The following is a 12,005-nucleotide window of genomic DNA, read 5'->3' as shown; positions in this document are numbered from 1 at the left end:
TGTGGGAGGGGGCTTGCTCCCGATAGCGGTGTGTCAGTTACAGATGCATGTACTGACACGCCCTCATCGGGGGCAAGCCCCCTCCCACATTTGATCTCCAGATGACTTGGGTTCAGCGTTGTTTCATGCGGTCGATGACCACCGCCAGCAGCAGGATGGAACCGCGGATCACGTACTGGTAGAAGGTATCAATGTTCTTCAGGTTCATCGCATTCTCGATGATCGCCAGGATCAACACGCCGGCAATCACATGCCGGATCATGCCAATCCCGCCACTCAACGACACCCCACCCAGCACACAGGCCGAGATCACCGTCAGTTCGAAACCCTGGCCGATCATCGGTTGGCCGGAAGTCATGCGCGAGGCGAGGATCACCCCGGCCAACGCGCCGATCAGGCCGTGCACGGCGAAGATCAGGATCTTGGTGCGATCGACATTGACACCCGCCAGTAATGCCGCTTCCGGGTTGCCGCCGATGGCCATGGTGTTGCGCCCGTAGGTGGTGTAGTTGAGCAACCAGCCGAAGAACAGGAAGCACACGATGGTGATCAGGATCGGCACCGGCACGCCGAACAGTTGGCCGTTGCCGAACACGAAGAATTGATCCTGGGACACGCCCACCGCTTTGCCGTCGGCAAAGATATAGGCCAGGCCGCGCACGATCTGCATGGTCGCCAGGGTGGTGATCAATGCGTTGACCCGCAGCTTGGCAATCACGATGCCGTTGATCAGCCCCACCATCAGGCCCATCAACAGCGCCGCGCCGATGCCCAGCATCACGCTGTCGGTATCGCGCATCACGATCGCTGCCACCACACCGGCGCAGGCAATCACCGAACCCACCGACAGGTCGAAGTGCCCGGAAGCCAGGCAGAACAGCATGGTGCACGCCGCAATCCCCACGGTGGAAATCGCCAGGCCCAGCCCGCGCATGTTCAGCGGCGAGAGGAAGTTATCGACCAGCAAGGCGCACAGGACAAAGATGCCCACCGCCGCCAGCAGCATCGCCCAGTTGTCGAGCAACGCGCGCATATCGAGGGGTTTGCGTGCCGAAGGCAACGCGTTGTTTTGAATGGTCATGGTCGTCTCTCAGTTCGCCACGCCGCGCGGCAAGGCCAGCTGCAGCAGGTTGGATTCAGTCGCGTGTGCGCGCAGTTGTTCACCGCGCATGGCGCCTTCGCACAGCACCAAGATGCGGTCGGAAATGCCCATGACTTCCATCAGGTCGCTGGACACCACGATCACCGCAATGCCTTGCGCCGCGAGGTTATGGATGATCTGGTAGATCTCGGCCTTGGCGCCGATATCGATGCCACGGGTCGGTTCGTCCAGCAGCAGCACCTTCATCGGCATCGACAGCCAGCGGCCAAGAATGGCCTTTTGCTGGTTGCCTCCGGACAAGTACATGATCTTCTGCGCCGCGTTCGGGGTCTTGACCTTCATCGCCTTGATCTGGTGATCGGCGTTGCCTTTTTCCCAGCCGTCGCGCAACAGCCAGCCAAACGTGGAATGCGCGCCACGGGCACTGATGTTGATGTTCTCGGCAACACTGGACAGCGGAATGATGCCCTCCTTCTTGCGGTCCTCGGGGCACAACAGCACGCCGGCGGCAATCGCATCACGGGGCGTGCGCAACTGCAGGGGCTCGCCGCACAGTTCCAGGCTGCCCGCACTGGCGCGTTCCAGGCCACTGAGCAAGCGCAGCAGCTCGGTGCGCCCTGCCCCCACCAGCCCGAACAGGCCGAGAATTTCGCCTTTGCGTACCTGGAAGCTGATCGGTTCGCGCAAGCCGGTTCCCAGCAGGCCGTCGACCTTCAACGCGACTTCGCCGTGCTCGCGCGGGCGGTAATCGTAGATGTCCTGGATATCGCGGCCGACCATGCAGGTCACCAACTGGTCATGGCTGAGCGCGCTCATGTCATCGAAGGTGCGCACAAAACGCCCATCCTTGAACACCGTGACCGCATTGCAGATACGGAACACCTCCTCCATGCGGTGCGACACGTAGAGCACCACTTTGCCCTCGTCGCGCAGGCGCGTGATGATCGCCATCAAACGGTCGATTTCCCGGGCCGAAAGGCTGCTGGTCGGCTCATCGAAAGCGATCACATGGGCGCCACGGGACAGCGCCTTGGCGATTTCCACCAATTGGCGCTGGCCCAGGGACAGGCGACCAAGCTTCTCTTCAGGGTCGATCTCATCGGCCAGGCCCTTGAGGCACGCCAGCGCTTGCTGGCGCAGCAGGCCGCGGTTGACCACGCCAAAGCGCGACGGCATATGCCCCAGGAACAGGTTCTCGGCGACGGTCATTTCCGGCACCAGGTGCAACTCCTGGTGAATCACCGCAACGCCGCTGGCAATGCTGTCGGCGGCGCATTTGAAGGCCATTACCTGCTCGCCGATCTGCACCGAGCCGGTGCTGGGAATATAGGCGCCGCCGAGGATCTTCAGCAGCGTCGATTTACCCGCACCGTTCTCGCCCATCAACGCATGCACTTGCCCGGGGTGGGCGGTGAAGCTGATGCCATCCAGCGCCTTGACCCCAGGAAAGGTTTTGCCGATTGCGTCAAAACGAAGGGCTGCAGCGGTCATTTCCACAGCCCGATCTTGGTCAGTTCGGCCTGGAAGTTGTCGCGGGTGATCAAGGTCACTTCGTCCATGGCGGTGTACTTGGGCGGTTCGGTGCCCTTGGTGACCCACTCGTACATCATCAGTGCGGTGTTGTAGCCCTCGATGTGCGGGCTAGGCAGCATCGAGCCGAAGAAACCGCTGTTGGCTTTCTTCAATTCGCCGATGGCGTCGGTGCCATTGATGCCGATGCCGATCACGTTGGCCGCCGCGAAACCGGCACTTTCGGTCGCGCGTACGCCGCCGAGCACGGTGTTGTCGTTCATGCCGCCGATGATCAGGTTTTTCGCGCCGCTGGGCAGTTTGACCAGGGCCGAGTTGGTGGCGTCCATGCTGCCCGGAACGTCGAGGGTTTTAAGCGCGGCGGTGAGGATGTGGTCCTTGGGAATGCCGGCTTCTTCCAGGGATTTGATCGAGCCGTCGGTGCGTTTCTTGCCGGTGTCCAGTTCATTGAAGGTGTTGATCACCGCGTAAGTGTCCTTCCAGTCCCAGCCGCGTTTTTTCGCTTCGGCGGCCATCGCGGCGCCCTGCTTCTGGCCCACTTCGAAGGCGGCCATGCCCAGGTACGGCACGTCCTCCATGAAGTTGCCCTTGGCATCGACGAAGCGGTCGTCCACAGCGATGACTTTCAAGCCGTTGACCTTGGCCTTGGCGACAATCGCCGGGCCCAGCGATACGTCCGGCGGGCAGATCACAAAGCCCTTGGCGCCGTTGGCGGCCAGGCTGTCGATGGCCGAGAGGGTCTTCTCACCGTCCGGCACGGCGATCTTGATTACCGTGAAACCGTGCTCCTTGCCGGCTTTTTCGGCAAAAGCCCATTCGGTTTGAAACCAGGGTTCTTCCGCCTGTTTGACCAGAAAGCCGATCTTCACTTCTTCAGCGGCCAGCAGCAGGCCGCTCAAGCTCATGGCCGAGACCGCCACAGCGGCGCAGCACAGGGAACGCAAACCAGGACGACGATTCATGCGGGTGACTCCTTGTTGTTGTTTTGTGTTTTTTTGTAGGAGCGAGCTTGCTCGCGAAAAACCTGAGAGCACCGCGTTCATCCAGGATGAACGCGTTATCGTTGACGTTTTTCGCGGGCAAGCCCGCTCCTACAGGGTTTATCCGGCAAAGCGAGTGCAAGGTTTTCCAGGGACATCAACTTCTATGGCCAGCACCGCACCGTCCAGGGGGTGATCCAAGGGGCTCGCGGCGCTAGTGATATACAACGTGGTGAGGTCGGGCCCACCGAACACGCAACTGGTGGGACGGCTGACGGGCAGTTCGATGATGCGATCCACTTCACCCGAGGGTGTCAGGCGCAACAGGCAGCTGCCGTCCCAACGGGCATTCCAGATGTAGCCCTCGCTGTCCATGGCCGAGCCGTCCGGCCCGCCGCGTTCGTGAGGTGCGAACCACACCTGGGCGGGTTCGAGCTGGCCGTCGGACCGGATCGAATGCTGATAGAGCGTGCCGTCCATGCTGTCGCCGAAATGCACCTGGCTGCCCTCCTCGTTCCAAAGCAACGTGTTGGGAATGCCCAGGCCGGTCAGCAACGGCGTGACCCGCGCATCGGCATCGACACGGAACAGGCCACCGGAGCGCCGGGTGATGGGCAGGTCTTCGCCCTGCTCCCCGATATTGTTCTGCATGGTGCCCAGCCACAGCCGGCCCTGGGCATCACAGCGCGCTTCGTTGCCACGGTTGCCCGCGTGCGGGTCGGCTACGCACAGCAGGGTCAGGGCTTCGGTGGTCAAGTCCAGGCGGTACACACCGCTGCTCAGGGTCACCAGCGCATCCCCGCTTTCACAGGGGATGAACGCCGAGACGTGCTCGGGCAATTGCCACACGCGCAACTGCCCGTCCATCAGGCGCAGGGCCTGCCTGGCGGCGATGTCCACCCAATACAGGGCCTGGGACGGGATATCCCAGAACGGCCCTTCGCCCAACCGCGCACGGTGTGGGGTGACTGCGCTCAACGACATGAAGCCTCCTGATGCGTTACAGCGATTCTCGAGACGGCGCGCCATCCACCAGCCGCTGGATACGCAACGGGTTGGCGTTTTTCAGCGCGTCGGGCAGCAGGCTATCAGGGTAGTTCTGGAAGCACACCGGGCGCAGGAAACGATCGATGGCCAAGGTGCCGACCGAGGTACCACGGGCATCGGAGGTGGCCGGGTATGGCCCGCCGTGCACCATCGAATCGCAGACTTCCACACCGGTGGGATAGCCGTTGAGCAGGATGCGCCCGACTTTCTGCTCCAGCAGCGGCGTCAGCTCGGCGAACTGTTGCAGGTCGGCCGGTTCGCCAATGATGGTGGCGGTCAACTGCCCGTGCAGTCCATGCAAGGCCGCGCTGAGTTGGGCCTGGTCGGCGACTTCGACGAACACCGTGGTCGGGCCGAACACTTCTTCCTGCAGCACCTCATCGCCGTCGATCAACAGGCCCACCTCAGCCTTGAACAACTGCGGCTGGGCCTGGTTGCCCGATTGCGGGTTGCCCGCCAGATGCTTGATGCCTGGGTGGGACAGGAGTTTTTCCAGGCCCTTGCCGTAGCTGCCCAGGGTGCCCGCGTTGAGCATGGTTTGCGCCGGTTGCTCGCCGATCAGTTGCGCGACTTGTTGCGTGAATGCGCTGAACGCCGGCGATGCGATACCGATCACCAGGCCGGGGTTGGTGCAGAATTGGCCGCAGCCCTGCACCACCGAGGCGGTCAGGTCGCGGGCAACGCTTTCGGAGCGTGCCGCCAGCGCCTGTGGCAGCACGATGACCGGGTTGATGCTGGACATCTCGGCAAACACCGGGATCGGTTGCGGGCGGGCTGCGGCCATGTCGCACAGCGCGCGGCCGCCCTTGAGCGAGCCGGTAAAGCCGACAGCCTGGATTGCCGGATGCTTGACCAGCGCTTCGCCCACGCCGCCGCCGAAGATCATGTTGAACACGCCCGCCGGCATTTCGGTGGCTTGCGCGGCGCGGATGATCGCATCGGCCACCTGCTCCGCCGTCGCCATATGCCCGCTGTGGGCCTTGAATACCACCGGGCAACCCGCCGCCAGTGCAGCCGCGGTATCGCCGCCGGCGGTGGAAAATGCCAGGGGAAAGTTACTGGCGCCAAACACCGCGACCGGGCCCAGGCCGATGCGGTATTGGCGCAGGTCCGGGCGTGGCAGTGGCTGGCGATCCGGCAGGGCCTTGTCGATACGCGCGCCGTAGAAATCACCACGGCGCAACACGGTGGCGAACAGGCGCATCTGGCCGCTGGTGCGCCCGCGTTCGCCTTTGATACGCGCCGCCGGCAGCGCCGTTTCGCGGCAGACCAGTTCAACGAAATCATCGCCCAACGCGTCCAGCTCATCGGCGATCGCATCGAGAAACTGTGCCCGGCGCGCAGCGCTCAAGGCGCGGTAAGCCGGGTAAGCTGCGGCGGCAGCCTTGGCGGCGGCATCGACTTCCTGTGGGGTCGCCTGATAGAAATTCTGGGGCAAGGCTTCGCCGGTGGCCGCGTAGACGCTTTGCAGCGTGATGCTGCCGTTGGCGCTGCGCTGGCCGCCGATGTAGTTGTGGCCAAGAAACTGAGGCATGGGGCTCTCCTTTAAAGGGTAATGACGTTGCCGGGTTCGAATGCCGCATCACTGCTGCCGACACGGTTGACCAGCGGCGCGCCGAATTCAGCCTGGGTGATCTCGAACACATCGCCGGCCTGGGTACGTATACCGTCGGCAAATGACAAGGTGGCGGTGCCGAAGAAGTGAATGTGCACATCGCCGGGCTTGAGGAACTGGCGGTATTTGAAGTGGTGGTATTCGAGGTTTTCCAGGCTGTGGCACATATTGGCCTCGCCGCTGAGGAATTCGTTCCGCCAGATTTCTTCGCCGTTGCGCAGGATGCGGCTGGTGCCTGCCAGATGCTGGGGCAACTCGCCCACGCGCAATTCCGGCCCGTAGCTGCAACTGCGCAGTTTGGAATGGGCCAGGTACAGGTAGTTCTTGCGTTCCATCACATGGTCGGAGAACTCGTTACCTACCGCAAAGCCCACGCGATAAGGCTTGCTGTCGGGGCCGATCACGTAGAGGCCGCCGATTTCCGGCTCTTCGCCCGCGTCTTCGGCAAATGGCGGTACCGGGAAGGCGGCGCCAGGGCGGACAACGGTGCTGCCGTCGCCCTTGTAGAACCACTCCGGTTGCACGCCTGCCTGGCCGGCGGCTGGCTTGCCGCCCTCAACGCCCCATTTGAAGATGCGCATGGTGTCGGTCAAGGCGGTGTCGTCGCCGGCCTGGTGCATTTTGTCCCGCGCCGAGGCGCTGCCCAGGTGGGTCAGGCCGGTGCCGCTGATCAGCATGTGCGCAGGGTCCGGGTGATCCAACGGCGGCAGTACCTTGAGGTCGGCCAGCAGAGCGGCGTAGTCGTGGCTGTCGCCCAGGCCAAGGCTGTTCACCTGCTGCTCCAGGCCAACCCCGGCTTCGATGGCGGCCAGGGCCAACTCGCGCACGCTGCGCGCAGCCTGAACTTCGCGCAGCTGTGTGCCTTGCACTACGCCGACGCGGCGTTCGCCGTTGGGCAACTCGAACTGAACTAAACGCATGCCATTTCTCCTGAATTAAGTACGTGTAGCGCCACGGGCGCTGGCGGCGAATTGGTCGGCGGGCAGCACATGCTTGCGCTCCAGCAGGTGGTAGACCACCAAGGTCAGCACCAGCCCGAACAGCATCACGCCGGACAAGAAGTACAAGCCCGAGGCCAGGTTGCCGGTGTATTCCTTGAGCGCACCAATCACGAACGGGCCGATGTAGCCGCCGAGGTTGCCCACCGAGTTGATCAAGGCGATACCGGCCGCCGCACTGGCACCGGCGAAGAAGCGGCCCGGCAAGGTCCAGAACACTGCCGTGCAGGAAAACATCGCAAAGGCAGCCAGGCACAGCGCCGCCATCTGCAGCACCGGCGCGTTCAGCCAGGCGCTTGAAAACAGGCCGATGGCGCCGAGTACATAAAGCACGGCGAGGTGGCCATAGCGGTCATTCAGGCGGTCGGAACTGCGCGGGATGATCAGCAGGCCGATGATGCCGAAGATATAGGGCACGGCGGAGATGAAACCGGTGGTCAGGTCACTGCCGCCGAACTGCTTGATCAAGGTCGGCAACCACAGGCCCAGGCCATAGATGCTCAAGGTCACCGGCAGGTAGAACAGCGCCAGCAGCAGCACGCGCTTGTCCTTGAGGGCATGCAGCGGGTTGCCGTGGCGGGTCTGGCCGTAGGCTTGCAGGTCTTTGTTCAACTCACCGGTGAGCCAGGCTTTCTCGTCCTCGCTCATCCAGTTGACCTGCTTGGGGCCGTCCGGCAGGTAGCGCAGTACCGGCCAGGTCAGCAGGATCGCCGGGGTGCCGATCACGATGAACAGCCACTGCCAGCCGTGCAGGCCAAGGGTGCCGTCCAGGCCCAGCAGGCCGCCGGACACGGGGCCGGTGATCATCATGGCAATGGGTTGGGAGAGGATGAACAGCCCGAGGATCTTGCCGCGGTGGCGCACCGGGAACCACTGCGTAATGTAATAAAGCACGCCCGGAAAGAACCCCGCCTCGGCCGCGCCGAGCAGAAAGCGCATCACATAGAAGCTGTGCGGCCCCTGCACGAAGGCCATGCCGATGGTGATGGTGCCCCAGGTGATCATGATGCGGGCGAACCAGCGCCGCGCGCCGAAGCGGTCGAGCATCAGGTTGCTGGGAATCTCGAACAGGAAGTAGCCAATGAAGAACAACCCGGCGCCCAGGCCATAGGCCGCATCGCCGATGCCGACGTCAGCGCCCATGTGCAGCTTGGCGAAGCCCACGGCTGAACGGTCCACGTAGGCGATCAGGTACAGCAGGATCAGGAAGGGAATCAGTTTCAGCGTGATGCGCCGAATAAGCCGCAATTCCTGGCTCATGGGTCGATCTCCGATTTGTTGTTTTTATAGAAGCTCGGGGGACGCCTCTCGCGGAAATCCGCCAGGGTCATACCTCAGTTGAGAAGAACTATATAGTAGGACTATTTGCAAAACAACTCTTCCAAAGCAGCGATTTTGCGCTTATGTTTAACCACGCTCAGAACATATAGTCATACAATAAGAGAATCGATCATGTCTGATAAAAAGCCCGGCCTACGCTCCGCCCAGTGGTTCGGTACCGCCGACAAGAACGGCTTCATGTACCGCAGCTGGATGAAGAACCAGGGCATTGCCGACCATCAGTTCCATGGCAAGCCGATCATCGGCATCTGCAATACCTGGTCGGAGCTGACCCCGTGCAACGCGCATTTCCGCCAGATCGCCGAGCACGTCAAACGCGGCGTGATCGAAGCCGGTGGCTTCCCGGTGGAATTCCCGGTGTTCTCCAACGGCGAATCCAACCTGCGCCCCACCGCCATGCTGACCCGCAACCTGGCGAGCATGGACGTGGAAGAAGCCATTCGCGGCAACCCGATCGATGGCGTGGTACTGCTGACCGGCTGCGACAAAACCACCCCGGCGCTGCTGATGGGCGCCGCCAGTTGTGACGTACCGGCCATCGTCGTTACCGGCGGGCCGATGCTCAACGGCAAGCACAAGGGCCAGGACATCGGCTCGGGCACGGTGGTGTGGCAGCTCAGCGAGCAGGTCAAGGCCGGCACTATTACGCTGGATGACTTCCTCGCGGCCGAAGGCGGCATGTCGCGCTCGGCGGGTACCTGCAACACCATGGGCACCGCGTCGACCATGGCCTGCATGGCCGAGGCCCTCGGCACTTCCCTGCCCCACAACGCGGCGATTCCGGCGGTGGATGCACGGCGCTATGTACTGGCGCACATGTCGGGCATGCGCGCGGTGGAAATGGTGCGCGAAGACTTGAAGCTGTCGAAGATCCTCACCAAGGAAGCCTTCGAGAACGCGATCCGGGTAAACGCAGCCATTGGCGGCTCGACCAACGCGGTGATTCACTTGAAAGCCATCGCCGGCCGTATCGGCGTGGAACTGGACCTGGATGACTGGACCCGCATCGGCCGTGGCATGCCAACCATCGTTGACCTGCAGCCCTCGGGGCGCTTCCTGATGGAAGAGTTCTACTACGCCGGCGGCCTGCCTGCGGTACTGCGCCGCCTGGGCGAAGCCGACCTGATCCCGCATCCGAACGCCTTGACCGTCAACGGCAAGTCGCTGGGCGAGAACACCAAGGACTCACCGATCTACGGCCAGGACGAAGTGATCCGCACCCTCGACAACCCGATCCGCGCCGACGGCGGTATCTGCGTGTTGCGCGGCAACCTGGCACCCCTGGGCGCGGTCCTCAAGCCGTCCGCCGCCAGCGCAGAGCTGATGCAGCACCGTGGCCGCGCGGTGGTGTTCGAAAACTTCGACATGTACAAGGCACGCATCAACGATCCGGAGCTGGACGTGGACGCCAACTCGATCCTGGTCATGAAAAACTGCGGGCCCAAGGGTTACCCAGGCATGGCCGAAGTCGGCAACATGGGGCTGCCGGCCAAGTTGCTGGCCCAGGGCGTGACTGACATGGTGCGCATTTCCGACGCGCGCATGAGCGGCACGGCGTACGGCACGGTGGTGCTGCACGTGGCACCGGAAGCCGCTGCGGGCGGGCCATTGGCGGCCGTGAAGGAAGGCGACTGGATCGAACTGGACTGCGCCAATGGGCGCTTGCACCTGGACATCCCCGACGCCGAGCTGGCGGCGCGCATGGCGGACCTGGCGCCCACCGAAAAACTCATCGTCGGCGGTTATCGCCAGCTGTACATCGACCATGTACTGCAGGCCGACCAGGGCTGCGACTTTGATTTCCTGGTGGGCTGCCGTGGCGCCGAAGTCCCACGGCATTCCCACTAATTGGGATGCTATGATGCGGCGAATTTAAGCCAGAGCCTGCCCGTCGTTATGGATCACCAGCCGCCCAAGCCGCGCAAGAGCATGCATGCCCAGATCGTTCAGGAGTTGGGCATGCACATCGTTTCCGGGCGCTTCAAGCCGGAAGAAAGACTGCCCATGGAAGCCACGCTGTGCGAGGAATACAAGGTCAGCCGTTCGGTGTTGCGCGAGGCGACGCGGGTGCTCAGCGCCAAGGGCCTGGTGTATTCCAAGCCCCGGGTGGGCGCCGTGGTGCGGCCGCGCTTGAAATGGCACCTGCTCGACCCGGACGTGCTGTCCTGGTTGATGCAGTCCACGCCCCACAGTGAGTTCTTCAACACCCTGGCCGGGGTGCGCCGTATTCTCGAACCGGAAATCGCCGCCATGGCCGCGACCACCGCCACCGATGAAGACATCGCCACCATCGAAAAAGCCTACCAGGGCATGGAAACCGCCAAGACCCACGACGAACTGTTGCAGGCCGACCTGGACTTTCACCGCGCCATTGCCGACGCCACCCGCAACGACCTGCTCGCCTATATGTGCAACATGCTGTCGCTGCCGTTGCGCGAATCGATCAACATCACCAACCGCCGCCCGGACATCCAGGGCCTGAGCCTGCCCCGGCACAAGGCGATCCTCACCGCCATCCAGAACCGCGACGCCCTGGGTGCGCGGCACGCCTCGCTGGTGCAGCTGGATGACACGCGAGTGGCGCTGGATACGGTGATGAATGTGTTGACGCCGTTGTAGCCTGGCGCTGCTGCCCTCAGTCCTGACTATTGGTGTTGGCTCTGGGGCAGGTGTTATCACCCTCTTTTTTCAGCGCCAGCACCGCCTGGCGCTCTGACAACAGGTGCGTAATGGCGCCGCCGATCGCCGCAGAAATCAGCGCCAGGGCTTCTTTAGGCAAATTGATCGCCGCCCACGTCAATCCGCCGATCAGCAGGATGACGAACAGGATATTGAAACGCGACACGCCCAGCTTGATGGAGCGAACGATATCGGAGGTGTCCTGCATTTTTTCGAAACGCTTGAGGTCCTCGAATTTGCGCACCGACTCCAGGGTTTCCAGATAGTGGGTTTCGGCCCGTTTCAATTTCTTGATCACGTCGGCCTCGACCATGACCTCTTCTATCTCGATCCTGACCAGGCTGATATTGGCCCCCGGTCGTCCGAGTATTTCGGAGCTCAACGAACTCTCGGCCAGCTCGGCCAGCAGGTAGGTGTAGGACGTTTCGCTGATTTCCTTGGCGTACTTTTGCAAGGACGAGGTGTAGCACTTGGTGGCGTAGCGGGTGAACAGACGCTCGGCGTCGTTGGTTTTTTTGATGAGTTCATCAGGTTTACCCGGCGATTCCCGTTCCATTTTTAATATCCCTATTAAGCGTGGCTTCGAAAAGCAGTGAGCGCCAACGGCTACGCTGGCACGTTACGGGTAAACATCCCGCCATCGTTGCCAACTGTCTACTGTCAAAGCTGACAGGTGTGCAGAGCCCCATGTGAAGCAACTCTCTTGATGACCC

Annotated in this window: 10 protein-coding genes; 2 read left to right on the top strand and 8 right to left on the bottom strand. The window is 62.4% G+C overall.

Going from position 1 to position 12,005, the window contains the following annotated elements:
* Nucleotides 1–112: 112 nt before the first annotated feature.
* The 7 genes from araH to SC318_RS10555 form a co-directional block, all read right to left on the bottom strand.
* Entirely contained in the window at nt 113–1,081 is a 969-nt protein-coding gene (gene araH / locus SC318_RS10585; protein WP_306492614.1) for an L-arabinose ABC transporter permease AraH, read from the bottom strand.
* Between the two features lie 9 nt (nt 1,082–1,090).
* Nucleotides 1,091–2,593 carry an L-arabinose ABC transporter ATP-binding protein AraG gene (araG, locus tag SC318_RS10580; RefSeq protein WP_320430736.1) on the bottom strand — a complete coding sequence of 501 codons (1,503 nt, stop codon included), beginning with the start codon at nt 2,591–2,593 and terminating at the stop codon, nt 1,091–1,093.
* On the bottom strand, nt 2,590–3,594 hold the full coding sequence (locus SC318_RS10575; RefSeq protein ID WP_320430735.1) for a substrate-binding domain-containing protein: 1,005 nt from the start codon (nt 3,592–3,594) through the stop codon (nt 2,590–2,592). Before SC318_RS10575 ends, araG begins: the two co-directional genes overlap by 4 nt.
* A gap of 138 nt (nt 3,595–3,732) precedes the next feature.
* Entirely contained in the window at nt 3,733–4,596 is an 864-nt protein-coding gene (locus tag SC318_RS10570) for an SMP-30/gluconolactonase/LRE family protein (protein ID WP_320430734.1), read from the bottom strand.
* A gap of 16 nt (nt 4,597–4,612) precedes the next feature.
* Complete coding sequence (locus tag SC318_RS10565) at nt 4,613–6,193, bottom strand: aldehyde dehydrogenase (NADP(+)) (RefSeq protein ID WP_320430733.1); 1,581 nt, start codon at nt 6,191–6,193, stop codon at nt 4,613–4,615.
* 11 nt (nt 6,194–6,204) lie between these two features.
* Complete coding sequence (gene araD1 / locus SC318_RS10560; RefSeq protein ID WP_320430732.1) at nt 6,205–7,194, bottom strand: AraD1 family protein; 990 nt, start codon at nt 7,192–7,194, stop codon at nt 6,205–6,207.
* A gap of 15 nt (nt 7,195–7,209) precedes the next feature.
* The gene (locus SC318_RS10555; protein ID WP_320430731.1) at nt 7,210–8,532 is read right to left on the bottom strand and encodes an MFS transporter; all 1,323 of its coding nucleotides are present in this window, start codon (nt 8,530–8,532) and stop codon (nt 7,210–7,212) included.
* 192 nt (nt 8,533–8,724) lie between these two features.
* Between SC318_RS10555 and SC318_RS10550 the strand changes: the two genes are divergently transcribed.
* Together SC318_RS10550 and SC318_RS10545 are read left to right on the top strand one after the other, a co-directional pair.
* A complete protein-coding gene (locus SC318_RS10550; RefSeq protein ID WP_104502532.1) occupies nt 8,725–10,461 on the top strand; it encodes an IlvD/Edd family dehydratase in 1,737 nt (578 codons plus the stop codon).
* Nucleotides 10,462–10,509: 48 nt separating this feature from the next.
* The gene (locus SC318_RS10545; protein ID WP_306492607.1) at nt 10,510–11,232 is read left to right on the top strand and encodes a FadR/GntR family transcriptional regulator; all 723 of its coding nucleotides are present in this window, start codon (nt 10,510–10,512) and stop codon (nt 11,230–11,232) included.
* A 16-nt stretch (nt 11,233–11,248) separates the two neighbouring features.
* Here the strand turns inward: SC318_RS10545 and SC318_RS10540 are convergent, their stop codons facing one another.
* Nucleotides 11,249–11,848: a hypothetical protein gene (locus SC318_RS10540; protein ID WP_320430730.1), complete on the bottom strand. Its 600-nt coding sequence runs from the start codon at nt 11,846–11,848 to the stop codon at nt 11,249–11,251.
* Nucleotides 11,849–12,005: the final 157 nt, after the last annotated feature.

Source organism: Pseudomonas sp. MUP55 (genome assembly GCF_034043515.1).
GTDB lineage: Bacteria > Pseudomonadota > Gammaproteobacteria > Pseudomonadales > Pseudomonadaceae > Aquipseudomonas.
Note: the sequence above shows the minus strand (reverse complement) of the source record. Positions and strands in the feature narration are given on the sequence as shown.

Coding starts and splice junctions, on each gene's coding strand:
- araD1 (WP_320430732.1), bottom strand. CDS start 7,194: ATGCGTTTAGTTCAGTTCGAGTTGCCCAACGGCGAACGCCGCGTCGGC.
- SC318_RS10540 (WP_320430730.1), bottom strand. CDS start 11,848: ATGGAACGGGAATCGCCGGGTAAACCTGATGAACTCATCAAAAAAACC.
- SC318_RS10570 (WP_320430734.1), bottom strand. CDS start 4,596: ATGTCGTTGAGCGCAGTCACCCCACACCGTGCGCGGTTGGGCGAAGGG.
- SC318_RS10575 (WP_320430735.1), bottom strand. CDS start 3,594: ATGAATCGTCGTCCTGGTTTGCGTTCCCTGTGCTGCGCCGCTGTGGCG.
- araG (WP_320430736.1), bottom strand. CDS start 2,593: ATGACCGCTGCAGCCCTTCGTTTTGACGCAATCGGCAAAACCTTTCCT.
- SC318_RS10545 (WP_306492607.1), top strand. CDS start 10,510: ATGGATCACCAGCCGCCCAAGCCGCGCAAGAGCATGCATGCCCAGATC.
- SC318_RS10565 (WP_320430733.1), bottom strand. CDS start 6,193: ATGCCTCAGTTTCTTGGCCACAACTACATCGGCGGCCAGCGCAGCGCC.
- araH (WP_306492614.1), bottom strand. CDS start 1,081: ATGACCATTCAAAACAACGCGTTGCCTTCGGCACGCAAACCCCTCGAT.
- SC318_RS10550 (WP_104502532.1), top strand. CDS start 8,725: ATGTCTGATAAAAAGCCCGGCCTACGCTCCGCCCAGTGGTTCGGTACC.
- SC318_RS10555 (WP_320430731.1), bottom strand. CDS start 8,532: ATGAGCCAGGAATTGCGGCTTATTCGGCGCATCACGCTGAAACTGATT.